This window comes from Nostoc sp. JL34 (genome assembly GCF_017114945.1).
Lineage (GTDB): Bacteria > Cyanobacteriota > Cyanobacteriia > Cyanobacteriales > Nostocaceae > Nostoc.
Genome location: NZ_JABXKQ010000099.1, coordinates 1 through 21,775 on the forward strand (window position 1 = coordinate 1; position 21,775 = coordinate 21,775).

The 21,775-nt window shown below is 39.5% G+C and carries 18 protein-coding genes and 1 pseudogene; 10 read left to right on the top strand and 9 right to left on the bottom strand.

All coding sequences use genetic code 11. The features are described from left to right. Window positions 1-72: 72 nt before the first annotated feature. From HWQ44_RS18140 to argS, 6 genes and pseudogenes are all read right to left on the bottom strand, one after another. Entirely contained in the window at window positions 73-798 is a 726-nt protein-coding gene (locus HWQ44_RS18140) for a gamma-glutamylcyclotransferase (protein ID WP_292721204.1), read from the bottom strand. A 404-nt stretch (window positions 799-1,202) separates the two neighbouring features. Next, entirely contained in the window at window positions 1,203-1,952 is a 750-nt protein-coding gene (locus tag HWQ44_RS18145; RefSeq protein ID WP_292721207.1) for an SDR family NAD(P)-dependent oxidoreductase, read from the bottom strand. 70 nt (window positions 1,953-2,022) lie between these two features. Beyond that, on the bottom strand, window positions 2,023-3,471 hold the full coding sequence (locus HWQ44_RS18150; protein ID WP_292721210.1) for a DHA2 family efflux MFS transporter permease subunit: 1,449 nt from the start codon (window positions 3,469-3,471) through the stop codon (window positions 2,023-2,025). Window positions 3,472-3,582: 111 nt separating this feature from the next. Then, window positions 3,583-3,708, bottom strand: a pseudogene (locus HWQ44_RS18155) (IS5/IS1182 family transposase); the annotation flags it as partial. Between the two features lie 411 nt (window positions 3,709-4,119). Continuing rightward, window positions 4,120-5,010 carry a nitrogenase iron protein gene (gene nifH / locus HWQ44_RS18160; RefSeq protein ID WP_292721212.1) on the bottom strand — a complete coding sequence of 297 codons (891 nt, stop codon included), beginning with the start codon at window positions 5,008-5,010 and terminating at the stop codon, window positions 4,120-4,122. Between the two features lie 1,977 nt (window positions 5,011-6,987). Beyond that, a complete protein-coding gene (gene argS / locus HWQ44_RS18165) occupies window positions 6,988-8,790 on the bottom strand; it encodes an arginine--tRNA ligase (RefSeq protein WP_292721214.1) in 1,803 nt (600 codons plus the stop codon). 733 nt (window positions 8,791-9,523) lie between these two features. Here argS and HWQ44_RS18170 point away from each other — a divergent pair. Continuing rightward, the gene (locus HWQ44_RS18170) at window positions 9,524-10,372 is read left to right on the top strand and encodes a DUF4114 domain-containing protein (protein ID WP_292721217.1); all 849 of its coding nucleotides are present in this window, start codon (window positions 9,524-9,526) and stop codon (window positions 10,370-10,372) included. Window positions 10,373-10,484: 112 nt separating this feature from the next. Here the strand turns inward: HWQ44_RS18170 and HWQ44_RS18175 are convergent, their stop codons facing one another. Next, entirely contained in the window at window positions 10,485-11,753 is a 1,269-nt protein-coding gene (locus HWQ44_RS18175; RefSeq protein WP_292721219.1) for a tetratricopeptide repeat protein, read from the bottom strand. A gap of 190 nt (window positions 11,754-11,943) precedes the next feature. Here HWQ44_RS18175 and HWQ44_RS18180 point away from each other — a divergent pair, with 190 nt between their 5' ends. Further along, window positions 11,944-13,092: a DUF711 family protein gene (locus HWQ44_RS18180; RefSeq protein WP_292721221.1), complete on the top strand. Its 1,149-nt coding sequence runs from the start codon at window positions 11,944-11,946 to the stop codon at window positions 13,090-13,092. A 2-nt stretch (window positions 13,093-13,094) separates the two neighbouring features. Here HWQ44_RS18180 and HWQ44_RS18185 read toward each other — a convergent pair whose 3' ends face one another. Then, window positions 13,095-13,763, bottom strand: coding sequence for a 2OG-Fe dioxygenase family protein (locus tag HWQ44_RS18185; protein WP_292721223.1), 669 nt, complete (start codon window positions 13,761-13,763; stop codon window positions 13,095-13,097). Between the two features lie 240 nt (window positions 13,764-14,003). Between HWQ44_RS18185 and sfsA the strand changes: the two genes are divergently transcribed. Then, the gene (gene sfsA, locus HWQ44_RS18190; RefSeq protein ID WP_292721226.1) at window positions 14,004-14,729 is read left to right on the top strand and encodes a DNA/RNA nuclease SfsA; all 726 of its coding nucleotides are present in this window, start codon (window positions 14,004-14,006) and stop codon (window positions 14,727-14,729) included. 193 nt (window positions 14,730-14,922) lie between these two features. Here the strand turns inward: sfsA and HWQ44_RS18195 are convergent, their stop codons facing one another. Then, complete coding sequence (locus HWQ44_RS18195; protein ID WP_292721229.1) at window positions 14,923-15,324, bottom strand: fasciclin domain-containing protein; 402 nt, start codon at window positions 15,322-15,324, stop codon at window positions 14,923-14,925. Between the two features lie 101 nt (window positions 15,325-15,425). Here HWQ44_RS18195 and HWQ44_RS18200 point away from each other — a divergent pair, with 101 nt between their 5' ends. The 7 genes from HWQ44_RS18200 to HWQ44_RS18230 all read left to right on the top strand — a co-directional run bounded on the left by HWQ44_RS18200 (window position 15,426) and on the right by HWQ44_RS18230 (window position 21,644). Beyond that, window positions 15,426-15,569, top strand: coding sequence for a hypothetical protein (locus tag HWQ44_RS18200; protein ID WP_292721232.1), 144 nt, complete (start codon window positions 15,426-15,428; stop codon window positions 15,567-15,569). 505 nt (window positions 15,570-16,074) lie between these two features. After that, complete coding sequence (gene modA, locus HWQ44_RS18205; RefSeq protein ID WP_292721234.1) at window positions 16,075-16,926, top strand: molybdate ABC transporter substrate-binding protein; 852 nt, start codon at window positions 16,075-16,077, stop codon at window positions 16,924-16,926. 66 nt (window positions 16,927-16,992) lie between these two features. Continuing rightward, entirely contained in the window at window positions 16,993-17,568 is a 576-nt protein-coding gene (locus HWQ44_RS18210; RefSeq protein ID WP_292721237.1) for a DUF642 domain-containing protein, read from the top strand. 382 nt (window positions 17,569-17,950) lie between these two features. Further along, window positions 17,951-18,628, top strand: a complete 678-nt coding sequence (locus HWQ44_RS18215; RefSeq protein ID WP_292721239.1) for a PEP-CTERM sorting domain-containing protein — start codon at window positions 17,951-17,953, stop codon at window positions 18,626-18,628. Between the two features lie 544 nt (window positions 18,629-19,172). After that, window positions 19,173-20,027 carry a molybdate ABC transporter substrate-binding protein gene (gene modA, locus HWQ44_RS18220; RefSeq protein ID WP_292721241.1) on the top strand — a complete coding sequence of 285 codons (855 nt, stop codon included), beginning with the start codon at window positions 19,173-19,175 and terminating at the stop codon, window positions 20,025-20,027. Window positions 20,028-20,132: 105 nt separating this feature from the next. Further along, entirely contained in the window at window positions 20,133-20,696 is a 564-nt protein-coding gene (locus tag HWQ44_RS18225; RefSeq protein WP_292721243.1) for a DUF642 domain-containing protein, read from the top strand. Between the two features lie 273 nt (window positions 20,697-20,969). Then, window positions 20,970-21,644, top strand: a complete 675-nt coding sequence (locus HWQ44_RS18230; protein WP_292721246.1) for a PEP-CTERM sorting domain-containing protein — start codon at window positions 20,970-20,972, stop codon at window positions 21,642-21,644. The last annotated feature ends 131 nt before the right edge of the window (window positions 21,645-21,775 follow it).

Here is a 21,775-nt window from a genome sequence, read left to right on the forward strand (position 1 = left end):
GCTCAAAAGACTAGCTGCTAGCTAGCTAAAAAAGATATCAAATGGGTTCTATATTGGGGATGAGCGCTCACATCATGGCTGTTGCCCGTAAATAGGCACTAAAGTAGAGCGATCGCCACTAACTAAAAGCGCTTGTTGTTTTGCCAACACTTGTTTGCGTAACAAGAGTAATTGTCTATCTTTAATGCCTGCTGCCATCAATCCCTCAACAGTTTTCATCAGATAATCAGCGCAGGAACCCAATTTTCCCGATGCGGTGGCAATGCTATTAACAGTGGTTGTTAATGGTATCTGATGAGCGTACCTGGGATGTTGACGATTGGCAACAAAGGCGATCGCTGGGAATTCCTGCCTACCATCAAATACCTTCACCCAACGAGCAATATAGACACCAGCTAACATCTCTCGTCGCCAAATCAGCAGTAATTCAGATGGGACATCAGCAGCAGCAATGCGATACATAACGCCACGACAGCTACCGCCCCGATCGAGTCCTAAGAGTAATCCGGGACTATCTGGAGTACCGCGACCGAGGATCATCCATGTACAAAAGCGCCGATGCCAACCATGAATGATCCCAGCACGACGCTCGACGGATTTAATTAAGGGATTCCAAATCAGCGAACCGTAGGCAAATATCCAGATATCAGAATTTGGTGGTTGTTGTTGTAGTGTTTCATCGAGCGATCGCTGCAATTCATCTTCACTCAGGGTAGTTAGCTTGATTCCAGAGTGTGATGCTTCTAATAGTCTCGTCTGTTCATTTCCGGCTTCGAGGTCGCTACGACTGAGTGACATAATGTAGACTATTTCCTTTTCTATAAATTTTCAGTAATTTAACTATAACTTTAAGATAAATTAACTACTGTATTACTCTTGACTGGGCAAGAAACTCCTTTAAGATTTGGATGGGGGCGTTGCATATTTGCGGGATGATTTTGCTAGTTTTGTGGGATGGGCATCTTGCCCGTCCCTTGTATTTCAGGGCTCTCGTGTCGCCCACCCTACAAGAATCATCCCTTGACTCAGCAACGCCTGGATGGGATTTAGACCCCAATCCCCTAGATTTATCTATACGTTAACTCAGCACTCAGTACTTCTGAATTGTTTGGAATTGGGTTAAAGATTTTCCGCTCTATATGTGCTTTTTCTTACACTATCTATCTCAAAAAGGGCAAGCCTGTTAAGCCTGCCCTTTAGCTTTAGTGTTCTTGTCCCGTTGGTCGGATGAGGATTTCGTTGACATTAACGCGCGACGGTTGGGTGACGGCGTAAATGATTGCAGCTGCAATGTCTTCGCTTTGCAGAGGTTGAATTGACTTGCGTCGTTCTTGAATCCGTTCTTTGGCAACGGGATCGGTAATTTGGTTGTCAATTTCCGTATCCACCAAACCTGGTTCAATAATGGTAACGCGGATATTGTCCTTGTGAACTTCTTGACGCAATGCTTCCGAAAGGGCATTGACACCCCATTTGGTAGCATTGTAAACACCGACGCCCGCCCGCGCTGTCCGGCCAGCCACTGAGGAGATATTGACTATATGTCCCGATTTTTGCGCCTTCAACAGAGGCAAAACAGCATGAGTAGCATATAGCAGTCCTAGTACATTGAGGTCAAACGATCGCCGCCAGTCTGAGCTATTTCCAGCTTCAATCGTGCCGAGTAAGGCAATCCCTGCATTGTTGACGAGGATATCGACCCTTCCCAATTCTGCATTTGCCTTTGCCACCAAGTTATTTACTTGGGTTTCATCAGTCACGTCGGTGACAATGGGCAATGCCTTACCACCACTAGCTTCGATGCGTTCCGTCAATGCCTGAATGCGATCGCCACGCCTAGCAGCGAGTACTACTGTTGCCCCAACTGAAGCTAAGGCGATCGCTGTTGCTTCTCCAATTCCCGCTGAAGCCCCAGTGATAATTGCTACTTTTCCTTCTAATTTACCTGTCATTTATCTAACTCCTTAGTGATTGATAATTGGGTATTGGGCATTGATCGAGGAAGGCAGCAGGCTGCCTCTTTCAATCCTCCCCTGCTCCCCCTATCCCCCGCCTTTTACTGATCCTCAAAACGGATGCAACTGCTGCCCCACACAGTATTAGAGCTGCAAAGCGGAAAGTTCCTTGGAACCCCGCAACGATCGCATCAGGAGGGGCAACAGAGACATCTGCACCCGCAGACATACTAGCGATTAACGCTCCAAATACTGCCCCGATTAGAGAAACTCCTACCGTGTTCCCTGAAGTCCGTGACAAAGACAGCAGCCCAGAAGCAATTCCTAGCCGCTCTCTCGGTACTGCTCCCATAACAGTGCTGTTGTTGGGTGATTGGAATAAACCCAATCCAATGCCGTAAATAAAATAGCGCGAGACATAGCCTAGCTCAGTAATTTGAGCATCAAAGGTGCTAATCCCCAGACAGCCACCAATCATCAACCCCAATCCAATTGAACTGATCAGTCGAGCCCCAAGGCAGTCTGAAAGTGTTCCAGCTAGTGGGGCAATTAACCCACTAAGTACAGGTGACACTGCTAGTAATAGCCCCACTTTTACCGTCGGATATTGCTTGACCCTCTCTAGAAAGAAAGGGACGATGAGTAGCGAACCGCCGATGACAGTAAAGGCTAGCCAGCCACTCAGCAAACCCATACTCAACTGAAGATTGCGAAACAGCTTTAGCTCTAGTAGTGGCTGCTCTATAACCGCTTCAATTACCAAAAAAGTCATGAAACTTACAGTAGCGATCGCTAATAAGACCAATGCATTAGTACTGCTAAAACCCTGGCTTTGCCCTAGCGTCATACCCAGCCCAAAACTACCCAGAGTCAATAAAGCCAATATGGCTCCCAAAAAGTCAAATTTCTGTTTGCCCTGAATACGTACAGAAGGTGGTACCACTCTCGCTACTAAGAAACTAGCTATGATCCCCAGAGGTACATTGATGAAGAATATACTATGCCAGCCTGACCAGCTTAAGAGCAGTCCGCCAGCAGAAGGGCCAAAAGCAATTCCCAGTGACACTACACTACCGATGACGCCAACAGCCCGACCTCGTTCGGAAGAGGGAAAAACTTCTGTAATGATTGCCAAACCAAGTCCAGAGATGAATACAGCACCTAGTCCTTGAAGTGCCCGAAAGCCGATCAACCACTCAATACTAGGGGCAAAACCACACAACAGCGAACTGAAAGTGAACAGAACAAGTCCCCCCTGATATAAGGACTTCTTCCCCCACATATCCCCCAAGCGCGTTGCCCCCAAAACTAAACCGGAACTGACTAACTGGTAACTCAATACAGCCCATTGGGTCGTAGGGAAACTGGTGTCAAAGGCTTGCACCAATGTAGGCAAAGCAACATTAATGATGCCCACATCTAGGGTAGACATAAATACCCCAAGTCCGACACCAAGTAAGACCCAATTTTTTTGAGAGCCTGACAAAGCCAGAGGTTGTGCTTGGAATTCTGCCAACGTTTAGCCTCCACCTTTGATTTTACGGTTGTGAATAGTTTGTATACGTATATTCTATTTACTCTAAAGTATTCAGGGGATTCAAAACGCTCAATACTTTAGGGCGTGTCATCAATTGAGCCAAATAATAGAAGCTGCCAGAGAAATTGCACCCAGAAAGTTGGTAGCACGTTTATCACAGCAGGTTGCAATCCCTCGATACTGCTTGAGTTTGGCAAAGAAGTTTTCAATTAGGTAGGTGACGGGATTTGTACAAAACAAGAGTGCTAGTCACGAGGATGATGACGGTTACGCACAAAGGTTAGGGCGGTTTTGTTTTGCGTAGCTTGCCACCGCAGGTATCGGGATCTTGTTGGGGATGGGGTGCGTGCTGGTATTACACCTTATTTTTAAAGTAAATAAATAATATACTACAATATAGTTAAGTAATTTATGACACTCTAAGTATAATTAAATATACTCAAAAAAAACCGTGATAAAAAACTTAATTTATTTTATAAATGATATTTTAGGAGAGAGGTAAGAGTATATTGCATACAAAAGAGCGATCGCTATATATTCCTATTAAAGATTCAAACAAAGAAATGCAAAAATTGGGAAAAGGGTGGGCTGCTGCCCACCCTAAACCATTATTTACTTAGCAATACTTTAAACAGGTGCTTCAGTAGCAGTTTTGCCAACCAGCATTGCAGCATTTTCTTCGCTTTCAAGAATACCGAATTCAATCAACAAATCTTCTAACTCTTCCATCTCAATGGGGGTGGGGATAGTAAGGTTCTTGTTGTCAATGATCTTTTGAGCCAATGTCCGATATTCGTTACTTTGAGTGCTGTCAGGTGCGTACTCGTTAACAGTCATCCGGCGCAATTCTGCGTGTTGTACAATATTGTCACGAGGTACGTAGTGAATCATTTGGGTATTCAAACGTTTTGCCAAGGTTTCGATTAAGTCGATTTCTCGGTCAACGTTACGGCTGTTACAAATCAAACCACCCAAGCGCACACCGCCTGTGTGAGCATATTTGAGAACACCACGAGCAATGTTGTTAGCAGCATACATCGCCATCATTTCACCAGAGGTAACGATGTAGATTTCTTGGGCTTTACCTTCACGGATAGGCATAGCGAAACCACCGCATACAACGTCACCCAAAACGTCGTAACTTACAAAATCAACGTCTTTGTAAGCACCGTTTTCTTCTAAGAAGTTGATAGCGGTGATAATACCACGACCAGCGCAACCCACACCAGGTTCAGGGCCACCAGACTCCACACAACGTACATCGCGAAAACCAGTAAGCATTACTTCTTCGAGTTCAATATCTTCTACAGCGCCGCGTTCAGCAGCCAATTGCAGAACACTTGTTTGAGCTTTACTGTGTAGCATCAAACGGGTAGAGTCAGCTTTAGGATCGCAACCAACAATCAGAATGCGTTGACCCATTTCAGCCATAGCTGCTAGGGTGTTTTGAGAAGTGGTAGATTTACCAATACCGCCTTTACCATAGAAAGCTATTTGTCTAATCTTTGGGTCAGTCATGGTTGTGTTTTCCTAGAATAATTTAGTTGATGAGTCGAAAGCTAGATGTGAAATATTCACCCTTGGCGCTATAGGGAAGTAGAGCCTGTTGGCGTATATGCGTAGCAACTTATTGCTAGACATCGCACCCTGACAAAACAGTTAAAATCAGAAGATATTTACCCACGAAGCGATAGCTTAAGGGATAGAGAAATCTCTATTTCCTAATAACAAAGCCTTTGAAACTATGACTTCAGCATTATCAGCTGCTGTAACGAATTCCAAATGGTTGCTCAAGCCTCAAGAGTGGTTGCAGCAGGAATTCAAATGAACGCAGATTTGTTCCTTGAACCACACAACCAACCAAATTGCAATCCACTCTTAAATGGTCACTACAACTTTTCTGATTTTGCTGAACTCAAGTCACCAAGAACATCTATAGTGCGTCTCGTTTCGTGATTGATGCAGTAGGATAAATTCCAGCCTAAAAGTGGTAGCTACAGATGCAGTAATATAATACTTGCACAGGCAACCCCTGAACCTCTGGCTGAGATAATATCTTCGTGACTTTTGACAGTATGGTTAAATTCCTGGAAATTATGGAACAACACCATTCTGCTTGAAGTTTTCGTTCCAAAAGTCAGCAAATGCTTCAACTTAGTTAGCGGTTGAAAATGTTTACTCCCGCAAGACTAAGTTAGTAAATATTCTGTATTCCTATTGATTTGTCAGGCTGTACTAAGAGTCTTTCTTCCCAGACTCCAAGAGTAATTGCCTTTAGCGGATAATGCTCTAGCTAGGTTAGCCAACTCTTATTGGCTCATACCCAGATAAATTTTGATTGACTTCAAGTTGTTACAAAGGCTACTATCCTACTCAATCTAGTTTTAGATTTTCGTTAAAAAAAGATGTAGCTAATTGAAGTGGACTTAGCAGAGCAAAAAAACTTAATTGAGCTTGCCTCAAACTTGTCTTGAAGTCTTTTTGTGCTTTTACTTGTTTGATTCCTATAAAAACCATAACATACATCTCACTAATTAATTTGCCAAATCTCAAATTATTTATCTATTTAATAGAGCATTATCCTTATAACCTTTAATAGTCATAGGTTATGCGCTCACAGATTGCTAGTTAGTGAAATTATTTATTATAGCCAATATGTACAGTTAGATACTTTTGGGTATTTGATAAAAGTATTGACAACTAATGTTTTACAACAAAAACAGAATTTCTGATTTTTGTAGTCAAAAGTTTTGCAAAAATAGGAGATTAAAGAACTCACAAAATTTCACGCACTAATAAGTATAAGGGCTTAATTCAATCAAGGATCATGGTAAGCAAATTTAGCCCTTAATAACCTTATATAGACGCATAAATTGCTCAATATAAACAAAAGTTTTATCTTACATTTAATTAGATATATATATAGCAATCCTATTGATTTTTTTAAATACACGTAGGGTGTATTAGCGATAACGTAACGCACCAGACAAGACTAATGAATTTTTTTAAAAAATAATTTACGATTTTTATATACCTACTTATCAAATTCGCTTGTAGTAATTTTCAGATAATTAAACTATGTTGTCGGGTAGCCCAGCTATGCTACCCTAGCAGGGATTGTTCTTCAAATAGATGAAAAACGAATTACCTATAATTCAAAACTCTCCTTCGCCCAAAAATAAAACTGTGTAGTTTGGTTTGAGAAAGGAAACCCAACATGTTGCAGGGTTTGTTGGGTTTCACTTACCTACGGGACGCTATTCACGTTTGTTCAACTCAACCTACAAATGTTTTTAACCGAACCGTATTGCCTTTACAGCCAATTAATTTGTTGCAAAGATTTTTATAAATGGCATGGAAAAATTACAGCTTGATTACTTCTTAACAAACCGCCAAGGACACAAAAAAATCACTTTTAACTAACTTTTACTCTGTGTACCTAACCTACGGTAAGGCCAAATGCCTATGCGTTAAAAAATATCATCTAGATGATTTTTACATTCTTTCTAATACCTGAATTCCTAACAAAGATAGTCCCAACTTCAGGGTTCTAGCAGTCAAATCACATAAAACCAAGCGGGATGTTCGCTGCGGTTCCTCCGCTTGTAGTATGGGACAGCGATCGTAGAATTGGTTAAACTTCTGACTCAGTTCAAACAAATACTCACATAAACGATTGGGCAGCAAGTCTTGCTCTACACTACTAATAACTTCATCCAGTTGAAGTAAATATTTTGCTAGCGCTAATTCTGTTTCATGCTGTAACAAAACAGCATTATTTCCCAACTCTTTAAAGTTAATATCACCCTTGCGGCTAATCCCATAAATCCGCGCATAAACATAGAGCATATACGGTGCAGTATTACCTTTGAGATCCAGCATTTTGTCGTAGCTAAAGATGTAGTTACTGGTGCGATTTTGGCTTAAGTCTGCATATTTAACTGCGCTGATTCCAACTACCCTAGCAACTTCATTAATAAATTCTTCAGTTTCTTGACGTTCTTCTTTTTCTAATCTAGTTTTTAGGTCAGTATGGGCACGAGAAACAGCTTCATCTAATAAATCCCGTAACCGCACAGTATCTCCAGAACGAGTTTTGAATTTCTTACCATCTTCTCCTAACACCAACCCAAAGGGAACATGCACTAATTCCACATCATCGGGTATCCATCCGGCTTTGCGTGCCACTTGGAAAAATTGGGCAAAGTGGTTTCCTTGTCCAGCATCGGTTACATAAATTATGCGTTTTGCTTGATCCTGCTGAATTCGGTAGCGCAGGGATGCTAAATCTGTTGTGGCATAGTTATAGCCGCCATCTGATTTCTGCACAATTAAAGGTAAGGGTTCACCTTCTCTATTTGTAAACCCTTCCAGAAAAACACATTTCGCTCCCTGATTTTCTACCAGTAACCCAGATTTTTCTAAATCTTTTACAACCCCAGGTAGTAAGGGGTTGTAGAAAGATTCACCCCGTTCATCTAACTTGATATCCAGCAACTTATAAATTACTTGAAACTCTTTTCGAGAAGCTTCACAAAGAAAAAACCAAGCGTGTTTTGCTGATAACTCATTAGATTGTAGTTCTACTACTGCTTTACGTGATCTTTCTCGAAAATCAGCATCTTCATCAAATTTTTTCTTAGCTTCTCTGTAAAACTGAACCAAGTCTCCTATATTTATAGAGGGAGAGTTAATGAAACCCGGTTGATTGTTCTCCTCATAATATAGACTATTCCAAAAGGAATTATTTTCAGAATCAGATTCACGAAGATGAGTAATTAACATCCCAAACTGCGTACCCCAATCACCTACATGATTTAACCGCAGTACATCATGTCCTTGAAATTCTAAAATTCGGGCGATAGAATCACCAATAATCGTCGAACGCAAGTGTCCGACGTGCATTTCTTTGGCAATATTCGGACTGGAAAAATCGACAATTTCCCGCTTCGGCGTTTTTGCGGCTGGAACTCCTAGTCTGGGATCAGCTTGAATCCCATTGAGTTGTGCTTCTAAGTATGCTGTTTTCAGTTTGAGATTGATAAATCCTGGCCCAGCGATTTCCGGCGGTTCACAGATTTCGGATACATCTAGTTTCTCAACGATCGCACCTGCGATCGCTCTTGGTTGCTTTCCTAACTTTTTACTCAGGGATAAAGCCACATTCGCCTGATAATCGCCAAATTTAGGATTGCTAGCAGGAACCAAAATTGGATCTACTCCAGCTAAGTCAGCGCCAAAAGCTGCGACTAAAGCCTGCTGAACTTGCTCTTTTAGTTTTTCTTGTGTAGCGTTCATATATAAATTTTATCTGTGAGAGGGGGAATGTAGCTCTGGAAAAGCTTGATTATTTTAACCTTAAATATATATTCATTAAGTCCAAGCAAGAACTGTCATCTTAAAGTACAACCCCTAGATTGTCTCTCATCCTCGGCAGAACTTACAGATTCTGACGATACCCCAGTGGATGTTAACAGACTACTGCTAGCTCATCAAGTCAAGAAAAGCATGGTACGTAGTAAGCTGTGAAGTGCTTCAGACAAGGACTCCAGTCTTGACTACAAACTTATTTAACCAGGTTTCGTTGACTTGATAGACTACTAGGTTTCTCAACGTAAGTACGGAGATAAAATCTGTTTGTATAGCCGCCAATTACCTTCGCCAAGGCTTAAGTTAACACGCATGACAGCGCACCCATACTTATCTACCTCATTCAAATGAAAATTCCTATAGATTAAGCTTTTAGCTTCTATACTATAGTAATTGCACATCTTCTTTTCATAAGAAGTAGAAATCTTTCATCAAGCCTTTATCATATATCAGTTTAAATACCAAGTACTAATAACAGTGCATTGACCGATCTAAAAAAAGTATTTTTCAGTGAACTTACTTTAAATAAAGAGCTATTTAAATATAGCAAAAAAAGCGGAGCTATCGATTGACTTCGCAGAATAATAGCTGTTAGAAGTAAGGAACTACAAAATACAGATAGCTGCTAACGATAGCATTATCTGAATTATTTTCCCTACTAATGACTCTTGATATGAAACCTAATTTGTTCGCTGCTTTAATTGCCGCTACAGCTACTTTGACAGGATTAATTTCCAAAGTAGAAACTGCATCTGCTGCTGATTTTAATTGGAATGATTCGTGGGCTCAATCAACGGTATATAATAAGTCTCAAACTGATTTTAACGACGCTCCTTTTCAACAATTTGTCCAAGCTGAAAGCGTTGCCCTCCCAAACAGCGGACAATTTAAATTAGACCCCACTAAATTAAACCTAAAATACGATCACGATGTTTCTGTTTACTTTATCAATGAGGGCGCAGGTTATAGAAACCAGTTAGCCTTCGATGCCACAGGAACTACTAACAAGTCTGGGCTGCTTTTTAATGATATTTCTTGTCAAGGAGGTGGATGTGTTAGTGGTGACTGGGGTGGTAATGCACTAAAACTGGGTGATGGCGTCAATATTGGTAATGTTACCGCAGGTACTCAACTCGACTTCTGGTTGAGAGCTGATGGTTTAAACCGTGGCAACTCTGCCAATATTTTTGGTACTAAAACTGCCTCTAATGCTGACGGACTACAGCACGCCGTTGCTTATGCTTACAATAACTACATCCTCCTAGCATTCGAGGATTTATACGGAGGTTTACACGCTTCTGGGATAGATTCTGCAACAGGTAAGTGGAACGAAGGTTCTGACCGTGATTTTAATGATGTTGTCGTCGTTCTTGATATCGGCGAGGCAAATGTTAGAGAGTTAGTTGGTGCTAGCGTTCCGGAACCATCTGTTACTGTGTCAATGTTTGCTGTAGGAGCAGTTAGTATGTTTGGATTGCGTCGTCGCCGTCAAACTCGCACTTCTAACTAAACTTAAAAACTTTGTTAATATAGGGTGCGTTTAATATAATAATTAATTGATCGCATTTTCACCCGGATAATTAGTGTACGGGTGAATTTACATGTGTAGTAGCATTTATATTTTATCTACCGCGATCGCGTTCTAAATCATCAATTACTTTTTGCAAATACCAATCGTCTGACATCCCAGGATAGTAATCTTGCTTTTGCTTAATCAATCGTTCGGCAATTTCCCAATATCCTCCAACCATTCGCAAAAGTCGCTGACGTAGTAGGTTATATTTTTGCCTTTTTGACTCTGGACTAAATTTCTGGATTTTTTCTAGGCTACTTAAAACTTGTTGATAATTTCCCCAATCTTCTTGTTCACAAAAGATACTCGCCGCCCGTTGATAATCTTCCACGGCGTTTTGTATTTCTTCTAAGCAAGTATAGGCAATGCCACGATTGTAGTAAGCTTGAGCATCATCGGGATTGATTTGCAGCGCTTGGGTGTAATCTTGAATTGCACCAAGATAATTGCCTGTTGCCCGATAGGCATTACCTCTGGCAATATAGACTAAGGCATCTTCAGGTTGTATCTGGAGTGCTTGGTTAAGATCCGCGATCGCTCCTTGATGATCTCCCAATACAGAACGTGCTTTACCTCGATTACGATAGACAATGGCATCTTGAAAATTTAGTCGCAATGCTTGATTAAAATCTGCGATCGCTTCTCGATAATTTCCCATTTTACAACGCACAACCCCACGACAGCAGTAAGCTTGGGCATCTTGCGGATCGGCTTTTAATACCCAGTTTAAATCAGCGAGTGCCTCTTGGGTATCTCCCTTTTCAGCCTTTTCTAACAATTGCGTGAAATAATCTTTGGTGGATAAAATTGGCGCATTAATGGGACGCGATTCCTGAAGGGCAGGTTTTTCAGGGGGTTGTAGCTGTTTAATTCGTTCCAAACACAGGCGACAATTCTCTTTATCTTGTTGCTCTAGATATAATTGTGCAGCCTTTTTAAAATTAGCGATCGCATCTTGAATATAACCCTGTTTGCGCCGCACCATCCCCCGCAGATTATAAGCAGCAGCATAATTGAGATTCAGACGAATAGCACGTTCCACATCATCCAGCGCTCCTGGCAGATTTTTCAGCGCTACCCTTGCCAATGCACGACAATAATATGCCTCTACACTCTCAGAATTAAGCTTCAGGGCTTCGGTATAATCTGAAACAGCCTTAAGGATTGCTCCTGAGTCATAATGTGCCAAACCCCGTTGCAAGTAAGCTTCGGTAAAGTAAGGCGTCAGTTGTAAAACATGGTTAAATTCCTCAATTGCTCCAGCGTAGTCTTTTCGCCTAGCCTTTTCCAATCCTCTATTGTAGAATTCGTCATTCATGGCATTTGTTTGGTTGATTGAGTTAGTTGAATTCCAGCAGGCTTGCTTCATAGCCTAACCTATCTACTCACCCTTAATATTCTAAGTATCCAGCGGGGCTTTTGATAAATGGAATTCACCCAATGGAACATTGTACACATCCAGATTTTCTAGTTAGATTTAGTACAAATATCAATAATCAGTTATATCAATGAAAATTAGAACTATTACAACAGGTATATCACTTCAATCTCTACAAGAGCAGGAAAAAATTAAGCAAGCTGCTGAGTTTAATCAGCAAGCGCAGATTTTGTTTGAAAAACAAGGATATGAAGTACAAACAACTAGAATTGCCACTAATAGCTGGGAAGAATATCTGCAAGGCTTGTCTAAAAGCGAAATTATCAATGAATTTCAAATTTTAGAACAACTTTGCCAAAGTTGGAATATCAGCTTTTTTAATATTGGTTATGCTAGCAAACCCGAAACTATAGAGATAATTCCAGATATCAACAATAATACATCGATTATTTATTGCTCTAGCAAAATTGGCGACAGAGAAACTGGCATAATTTTTGAGAATGCCAGGGCATCTGCCAAAGCCATTAAACGCATTTCCCAAGAAAGTGAAAATGGTTATGGGAACTTTCGTTTTTGTGCATGGGCAAACTGCCAGCCAGATATCCCATTTTTCCCTACTGCCTACCATATAGGCGATACATCTTTTGCTATAGGGTTAGAATTAGGTGACTTGGTAATGCAAGCATTTTCACAAGCTAATAATATTCCCACAGCAGAGAAAAATCTGCAATTACTTTTAGAAGTAGAATTAAACAAAATCGTAGTTATTGCTGAAAATATCTCTGATAAATTCGCCATTGCATATAAAGGAATTGATACATCTCTAGCTCCATCTTTGGATAAAGAAAATAGTATTGCTTTTACTTATGAAAAATTGATGAGTGGTAAGTTTGGGCATTCAGGAACTCTCGCAATTTCTGGGATGCTGACTCGTGTATTAAAAAATGTATCAGTAAAAATCTGTGGTTACTCTGGACTGATGCTTCCGGTTTGTGAAGATGTTGGACTAGCTACCAGAGCTAATGAGCAAACCTATGATATTACAACTTTATTATTATATTCAGCAGTTTGTGGCTGTGGATTAGATACAGTTCCGATTCCAGGTGATATAACGATAGAAAAAATTACAGCTTTATTAATTGATATGGCAACTTTAGCCATCAAGTTGAATAAACCACTATCAGCCCGGTTATTTCCGATTCCAAATAAAAAAGCAGGGGAAATGACTACATTCAATTCCCCATATCTCGTAGATTGTAAAATATTTACAGTTAACTAGAATTATTCTGAAAGCAAGCTGGGAGAAGTTAGCACAAAAACATCTCTACTTCCCTGAGCGTCAATCTGTGGTTTGATAGGAGTGGTAAAGTGGAAAAAATCATGATCGTTTACCAATAAGAGTTCACCCGGATTTAGAACTTTACTAAACACAGGTTTTTCTTTTTTGGCAGTATACAAATGTGTTTCTCCACCTTGAATATTATCTCTATCTACTGAAAATATGCCAATAAAATCAGTACCATCTTGATGGATACCTTCAGGTGCTGGATTACCCAAATTATCTGCCGAACAAATAGTTCTAATTTGATGAACTCCGATTTCTGCTTCTGGATGAAGTTTACAAGAATCACTAAATGCTATGACAAGATTTCTAAAAATATCAAGTTCTATGAGTGCATCATCTAATTCTGCAAACTCTCTTTTTATATCACCGACTAATGGATTATACTCTTTGCTTTGAAAGAGGTAGCCATGAGGTAATTTGATTAACTGATTTCCAGAAACTGTGAACCGAGATAATCTTCTGGAACGATAATTGCCTTTGATGTAAGAATCAATAGGCATATTACTAAAAAATGGCTTGAAACCTTCTGGACTGATCGAATTTACCTTTCTTAGAGTAAACAGAAAAGCATATTCTAATTCCGTTGATGTCCACACTTTTTGCATAGGATTTACCTCCTTGCATGTTGAAATTCTCCCGGATTTTTTATGGGAGGCTGATAACACTTAGTATATGCTACTTTTTGTTAATATGTTGTCAATTTAACTACAAAAATTGACACTTCATGATATATAAAGTTACTTAAATTCTGTCGCAGGGCGGAGTAGCCGTCGAAAAGATTTGCTGATAGGGGTTCGGTGAGTAAGGAATCGACGTATATTTACTAGCAGCAACAAGGTTCCATAATGATAGATTGGCTTTACCGTTACCCACCTTTGTACCCCGGTATTTTACTCAAGCGTTACAAGCGCTTTTTTGCTGACGTTCAACTTACTTCTGGCGAGATAGTGACAGCACACTGTCCCAATACAGGGCCAATGACTGGAGTCTCGACTCCTGAAAGTGCAGTACAGCTTTCCAAAAGCGATAATCTTAACCGCAAATTGGCTTACACTTTAGAACTAATTCAGGTATATGACAACGAGCCGACTTGGGTAGGCATAAATACTTTTTTACCCAATCGGGTGGTAAAGCTGGCTTTGGCGAAACACCTTTTTCCAGAATTGGGCGACTATAGCCAAATCAAGGGCGAGGTGGTTTATGGGCTAGATAAAAAAAGTAGAGTGGATTTTTTATTGACGGGGAGTGATGAGGAACGCCCGATTTATTTAGAAGTGAAAAATACAACTTTGTCTGAGGGGAAACTAGCCTTATTTCCCGACACCGAGACTACAAGAGGACAAAAACACTTGCGAGAATTAATGGCGCTGCTACCTCTAACTCGTGCAGTGATGCTTTACTTTATTAATCGTAGTGATTGTATCGAGTTCTCCCCTGGCGATCGCACAGATCCTGTATATGGTAAATTATTACGGGATGCGATCGCTCTCGGTTTAGAAGTCTTACCTTGCCGTTTTGACATTTCCCCCGAAGGTATCCGTTATTTGGGTTTGGCAAAACTAAAAATTTGATTACATCTAAATTAAGAGAGACTAGCAATCGCAACGTCTCTACATACATAAAACAATAAATCCATCTAGACACGATCTAGATGGATTTGTTGGCAGTTGATGTTTACTAAAAAACATTCAACCAAACTGTAATGAAGAAACGACTATAGGTAGTCGCCGCCCCAAAAATAGCATTCGCTATTCTGAAGCTTGCTTATGCAGGAATCAAAACTGTGTCAATGACGTGGATGACACCGTTATCAGCAGCAACATCTGCTGTTGCAACTGTTGCATCATTAATCTTAACACCATTAGAAGCGTCAATTTTTACATCTGAACCTTCAACTGTTTTAGCTGTCTTCAGCTTAACTACATCAGCAGCCAGTACCTTGCCTGAAACAACATGGTAGGTCAAGATTTTCTTGAGCTTTGCAGTATCTTTCAGTAATGCGTCTACTGTACCTGCTGGAAGCTTGTTAAACGCTTCGTCAGTAGGTGCGAAGACGGTGAATGGCCCAGGACCTTTGAGTGTATCTACTAGACCAGCTGCTTGGATTGCTGCAACTAGTGTCTTGAAAGAACCATTGTTAGTGGCAGTGTCAATTATGTTGGCCATGTGTTTTATTTAGTTCTGTGTAACTTGTTACAAATCTAAACTATTCGTTTGATAATATCTATCTATCATTAGACGTATGTTAAATATTTTTTTTTATTGATATGATCAAAGGTTGTATATATTTTTATACAAATAAAGAATTATATGTACATCGTCCAGGCGGAGGAGTTGCTGGATACGTAGTTTATCGGCGCAGGCATCGCTCCTTTTTCTACACAGTAGTAGGAGCGATCGCTGTTCACTAGTATCAATGCAGCGCTTCTTTTACCAAAAAAGTCAGCCAAATAGATAATTTAAAGTATTTTGTTGGTATTAATAGGGTTTTAGATATTTAGGAATTATCTGGTAATTTTATAGCGTAATTGATGCTAAGTTCAGGAATTCAGGGTTTTTTTAGGATTTGTATGCGCTTGCCCTAGCTTTTTGTCAGGGTTTGATAACCAAAAATGTTGGTAGTGTGCATATTTAGCTGATATTATTTCATCACTAAATACATTTCACCCACTGTTTGTGTAATTCTACTTGGAAATAATAAACGGCTCATTATACTGCTAATGCTTTTAGCAACTGTGATTGGTCGTTTGTTTCCAAGAATTTATTATGCGTAGGACTTGCGCTAAAGCCCTCTCTAACTCCCATTTATCCATATCCTCTGCCATCTCTGTGGCTGGTTTTTCATTTGCCTGTGCGTAAGTCAGGTATGTCAACAATGAGACTTTTAGGTAATATTTTTCCCAAACTATGAATTTTATGAACAGAAGAAAACTTATCGCTTGGATGGCTACGGCAGTTACCAGCATGATGCTAGTAATAGGCTGGCAGTTTGTCAATTTCTCACCAGCACAATCTGCAACCACACTTAACGTGTATGCGGCTATCAGCTTAACAAACGCGCTGAATACCATTAAGACTCAATACCAACAAGCTAATCCAACTGTCACTGTTAATTATACATTTGGTGCTTCTGGTACTTTGCTTAGTCAAATACAAGCAGGAGCTCCAGCAGATATTTTCATTTCTGCCGCCACTGACCAAATAGATGTCTTGCAGAATTCAAGCCCAAGCAAAATAGTAGCAGGTAGCCGTAAAAACATTGCCAAAAACAGTCTAGTTTTGATTAAACCTACGACACCTCCTATTAGTGCTGGTAGTGCTGCTCTCACTAGCATCAATGGTTTGACCAACGCCAACATTACTGGCATTGCTATAGGTGACTACACAGGTACTCCTCCAGTTGTACCAGCAGGAGATTATGCCAAACAAGTTCTCACTACCCGAGGTATTTTCAATACTGTTAGTCCCAAATTATACCGTGCTGCCAATGTACGTGCCGTCTTAACTGCTGTTGAAAATAAAACTATTGTCGTTAGCGGTGTAAATAAAACTATTGACGCAGGTTTTGTTTACACAACTGATGCTGCTATTTCTAACAAAGTAAAAGTCGTAGAAACTGCCAGACCCTCAGAGAGTGATCCGATTGTCTATCCATTGGGTATACTCACCAGAACTACAGTTCTATCAACGGCACAGAGTTTTTCTACTTACTTAAGTGGTTCTAGCGCTCAGACTGTTTTGAGAAATTATAAATTCCAGGCGCCTTAATCACTACAAAATAAATCAATTAAGTACTCGTTGTTGTCAATTTTGAACTATTTGGAGTAATGTCTTGTGAAGTTTAGTAAAAAACTCTCAATTATTGTTTGTACTTTGACCACTACCTTCCTTCAGATTGCTGTGATTACCAATACTTATAAGTCAACAGCACAAGCGGAAGGACAAGAGTTGATTACCAACGGAGGATTTGAAACTGATCCTCTGCTAGATCCTAACGATCCCACCCTGACAAATCCTAATATTACAGGATGGGTTAAGTCTGGCGATTCGATAGATACATCAGTTATTAGAATTAGCAACTTTCCTAACACTGGGAACCAGGGTTTATCATCTGGTAACTTTTCAGACATTAGCTATTTAGCACAAACTATTCCTACAGTTCGTGGTCAACACTACCAACTTACTTACTATTTAGCATCAACAGAGGAGGCACCTGACCTGAATAATAAATTTCAGGTTTTTATAGGTGGAAAGAAGGTTGATGTTAAAAAGGATATTGCTTTTCAAGGATACACGCAATACACGTTAGATTTTAAAGCAAAAACATCATCCACAGAGATAATGTTTGGTTTCAAAGCCAAGTTTGCGTTTTTATATTTGGATGATGTGAGTGTTAAAGCTATACCTTAATATCAAGGAGAAAATTATGGAAATCCAGGGGTAGATCATGAAGATGAATAAACCACAGATGACAAGCTAATTCGGATTCTCTTATAAGCCTAAGCCATGTCTGACTTTATAGTGTCGAGAATACTACCATGCCAATAATTAGACTTAAGTGCGAACTCACCTATGAGTCAATACAGTTCAGTTAAGGTTTGTTAGTGATAATTTTCGGCTTATAGAGACGCAAAATTTTGCGTCTCTTGCTTATCTACAGAGTTTAATAAAGCTAACTCTTCTAAACTAAGATAAAGTGTTTAGTTTTATTGAGACTAATTAGAGTCAGCATAAATGTAACTATCAACTAGTTTTAATTGTTGGAATTTGAAATAATTTGGAGTCAATTTTCATGAAGTTAACTAAAAAACTCTCAATTATTGTTTTTAGTGCTAGTACTACCTTCCTTCAGACTGCTGTGATTCTCAATACTTATAATACAGCAGCACAAGCGGCAGAACTTGTTAGAAACGGAGGCTTTGAACTCGACCCTCTTGTAGATCCTAAAGATCCCAACCTTACAAATCCTAATACTACAGGATGGACTCTGTCTGGTGATGATCCGTTAAATCCACCTAGAATGAGTAATTTTCCTCACAATGGTAATCAGGGCTTATCACTTGGTGGATTTATAGACCTGAGCTACATATCACAGACGCTTTCTACACAACCTGGTCAAAAATACGAACTTAGTTACTATTTAGCATCTACAGATGAGGCTCCTGATCTTGATAATCAATTTCAAACATTTGTCGGTGGAAAAAGTATTTTCGATCAAAAAAATATTTCTTTTCAACCATACACACCATACAAATTCAATTTCACGGCAGACACATTATCCACAGAGTTAAAGTTTGGATCTGTCGATAAACACGCATTCTTATACTTAGATGATGTCAGCGTAAAATCTGTGTCTGAGTCATTGGATAATGTCAGCGTAAAATCTGTGCCTGAGCCATCAGCTATTGGAGGAGTAGCAATTGCAGGATTACTAGGAATTTGGCTGAATAAAAAGAAGGTAATTAGCTAGTGCATTAGAGTAAAAAAACTGACCAGCCTTGTTTTCTATATCTACTTACCTTGGGTAAATACGAGGCACGAATGATATAGTAGCAACTTTTTTGGATCTTCGAGCTTGCGTCTTTCAAGGATAAGGCTGGTCACTTTTTTCAGAGGTTACACCTAGAAAGAATAGCCATTGTTTGCCACTATTGGAAAAGGCAAAAATTCAGTACCCAGGAGTTATAAATTCAGAGTATAGAAGAAATTTAGAATGATTGTTATATTGATCTCCGAAATATTCTGCTGATTATTTAATTATTCTAAATCCGGAATTATTACTGAAAACAATAGATAATTTACTTTTTTCAGATATATACCAAATAATTTGGTACATACCTACTTTAATGGTACAATTTCATCATTCTATCCTTTTTACTCTCTGTTTAAGTAAACTTACTGGAAAATCGTCAATTTCCATCGTCGGAAACGCTTTGGGTAATTCCGGCTTGGTTTTTTGTTTCCAGGTATCGATATATACGAGTGATGGGATTTCATCTTAAACTATAACTTTCATGAACAGAAGAAGACTTATCGCTTGGATTGCTACGGCAGTTACCAGCATGATGCTGGTAATAGGCTTCCAGTTTGTCAATTTATCGCCAGCAAACTCCACAACCACACTTAGAGTGTTTGCAGCTTCCAGCTTAACAAACGCGATGAATGACATTAAGACTCAGTACCAAAGTGCTAACCCAAGCGTCAGCATTGTTTATACCTTTGGTGCTTCTGGTACTTTACTTAGCCAAATACAAGGAGGAGCAGTAGCAGATATTTTCATTTCTGCTGCCACCGACCAAATGGATGTCTTGCAGAATGCAACTCCAAGTAAATTGGTTTCAGGTAGCCGTAAAAACATTGTCAAAAACCGTTTAGTTTTGATCGCTCCTACAACACCTCCTGTTAGTGCTGGTAGTGCTGCTCTGACTAGCTTCAATGGTTTGACTAACGCCAACATTACTGGTATTGCCATAGGTGATTACACAGGGACTCCACCAGTTGTACCAGCAGGAAATTATGCTAAACAAGTTCTGACTAGCCGAGGTATTTTCACTACTGTTAGTCCTAAAACATACCTTGCTAGCAATGTACGTAACGTCTTAACTGCTGTTGAAAATAAAACTCTTGTAGTTGGCGGCGTAAGTAAAACTATTGATGCAGGTGCCGTTTACAAAACTGATGCTGCAATTTCTACCAAGGTAAGAGTCGTAGAAACGGCCCTAACAACAGAGAGCGATCCGATTGTCTATCCACTGGGCATACTCGCCAACACTACAGTTTTATCGACAGCACAGAGTTTTTCTACCTACTTAAGTGGTACTACTGCCCAGAATATCTTTAAAAATACTTACGGGTTTATCTTGCCTTAATCACCACAAAGTAAATCGATCAAGTACTCGCTGTCGTGAATTTTGAACTATTTGGAGTTATGTCTTGTGAAGTTCAATAAAAAACTCTCAATTATTTTTTGTAGTTTGACTACTGCTCTCCTTAATGCTGCTGTGATTACCAATACTTATAAGTCAGCAGCACAAGCAGATGGAGCAGAACTGATTACCAACGGGGGATTTGAAAACGATTCTCTTGTAGATCCGAATAATTCCAATGCTACAAATCCTAATATTACAGGATGGACTAAAAATGGCGATCCGATAGATACATCAGGTACTAGGATTGACAATTTTGCTAACACTGGGAATCAAGGTTTATCCCTTGGTGGATTTTCAGACTTGAGCTACATATCACAGAATGTCCCTACAGTCGTTAATCAATACTACCGACTTACTTTCTATTTAGGATCCACAGAGGAAGCACCCGATCTGGATAATAAATTTCAGGCTTTTATCCGTGAAAAGCCGGTTTGTACGAAAACAAATACTTCTCACCAACCCTACACACAATACACATTTTATTTTCAAGCCAAAGAAACATCCACCGAGATCAGGTTTGCTTCCAGAGTCAAGTATGCATTTTTATATTTGGATGATGTGAGTTTCAAATCTACAGATCAACAAGGGCAAAACTCTGTATGTGAGTGATTCTCCTGGGAGTTAATAAGCCACAGAGCGTAACCATCACCCTCTTAAAATCCCAAGTGATATCTGGCTCTATAGTGTTGAGAATGCCACTTAAATTCATCTGATTAAAAAACTTCATCATCGATTTATGGAGAGATTATCTATGGTGAATAGCTAACTTTTATCAACCTGAATAAAGTGTTTATTTTTATTGACACCAATTAGAGCCAGCATAGATGTAACTATCAACTTGTTTTAACTGTCGTAAATTGTAATTTTTTGGAGTCAAGTTTCATGAAGTTAACTAAAAAACTCTCAATTATTGTTTTTAGTTTTACCACTACGTTAATTAGCACTGCTGTGATTACCAATACTTGTAATACATCAGCACAAGCGGCAGAACTTGTTAGAAATGGAAGCTTTGAACTCGACCCACTCGTAGATCCTAACAATCCCAACGTTACAAATCCTAATGTTACAGACTGGATTAAATCTGGCGATCCGATAGATACATCAGGGATTAGAATTAACAATTTTCCTCAGCGTGATAGTGGTAATCAAGGTTTATCGATTGGTTCATTTGTAAATCCTGCTTATATATCCCAGAATTTGGCTACAACTATTGGTAGTAACTATAATCTCAGTTTCTTTTTAGGAACAGACGAAGATAGCAGTCAAGTTGACAACATATTTCAGGCATTTGTCGATGGAAATAAAGTTTTTGATAAAATAAATACTATAAATGTTGCTGGAAGTCCTTTCACACAATATGACTTAAATTTTTTGGCGACACAATCATCTACAGAGTTAAAGTTGGGTGGTAGAGCTAGTTATGGTTTTTTATACTTGGATAATGTGAGTGTAGAACCTCTCGCTGTGCCTGAGCCATCAAGTATTGGAGGAATAGCAATTGCTGGGTTGTTGGGAATATGGCTGAAGAAAAAGAAGGTAATTAGCTTGAAAGAGTAGCCCTTTTTTATCACTCTCAGAAAACAACAGAACGTAAATCCCGTAAATCCCTCAAACTACTATGCGCTAGCTATGACAGGGCAAACGCATCTTATTTACTAATAAAAACTAAGGGAGATTCCAAAATGACA

What these genes read in the sequence shown, in the direction of transcription:
- HWQ44_RS18140 (WP_292721204.1), bottom strand. Translation starts at nt 798, where the DNA reads ATGTCACTCAGTCGTAGCGACCTCGAAGCCGGAAATGAACAGACGAGA.
- HWQ44_RS18145 (WP_292721207.1), bottom strand. Translation starts at nt 1,952, where the DNA reads ATGACAGGTAAATTAGAAGGAAAAGTAGCAATTATCACTGGGGCTTCA.
- nifH (WP_292721212.1), bottom strand. Translation starts at nt 5,010, where the DNA reads ATGACTGACCCAAAGATTAGACAAATAGCTTTCTATGGTAAAGGCGGT.
- argS (WP_292721214.1), bottom strand. Translation starts at nt 8,790, where the DNA reads ATGAACGCTACACAAGAAAAACTAAAAGAGCAAGTTCAGCAGGCTTTA.
- HWQ44_RS18170 (WP_292721217.1), top strand. Translation starts at nt 9,524, where the DNA reads ATGACTCTTGATATGAAACCTAATTTGTTCGCTGCTTTAATTGCCGCT.
- HWQ44_RS18175 (WP_292721219.1), bottom strand. Translation starts at nt 11,753, where the DNA reads ATGAATGACGAATTCTACAATAGAGGATTGGAAAAGGCTAGGCGAAAA.
- HWQ44_RS18180 (WP_292721221.1), top strand. Translation starts at nt 11,944, where the DNA reads ATGAAAATTAGAACTATTACAACAGGTATATCACTTCAATCTCTACAA.
- HWQ44_RS18185 (WP_292721223.1), bottom strand. Translation starts at nt 13,763, where the DNA reads ATGCAAAAAGTGTGGACATCAACGGAATTAGAATATGCTTTTCTGTTT.
- sfsA (WP_292721226.1), top strand. Translation starts at nt 14,004, where the DNA reads ATGATAGATTGGCTTTACCGTTACCCACCTTTGTACCCCGGTATTTTA.
- HWQ44_RS18195 (WP_292721229.1), bottom strand. Translation starts at nt 15,324, where the DNA reads ATGGCCAACATAATTGACACTGCCACTAACAATGGTTCTTTCAAGACA.
- HWQ44_RS18200 (WP_292721232.1), top strand. Translation starts at nt 15,426, where the DNA reads ATGATCAAAGGTTGTATATATTTTTATACAAATAAAGAATTATATGTA.
- modA (WP_292721234.1), top strand. Translation starts at nt 16,075, where the DNA reads ATGAACAGAAGAAAACTTATCGCTTGGATGGCTACGGCAGTTACCAGC.
- HWQ44_RS18215 (WP_292721239.1), top strand. Translation starts at nt 17,951, where the DNA reads ATGAAGTTAACTAAAAAACTCTCAATTATTGTTTTTAGTGCTAGTACT.
- modA (WP_292721241.1), top strand. Translation starts at nt 19,173, where the DNA reads ATGAACAGAAGAAGACTTATCGCTTGGATTGCTACGGCAGTTACCAGC.
- HWQ44_RS18230 (WP_292721246.1), top strand. Translation starts at nt 20,970, where the DNA reads ATGAAGTTAACTAAAAAACTCTCAATTATTGTTTTTAGTTTTACCACT.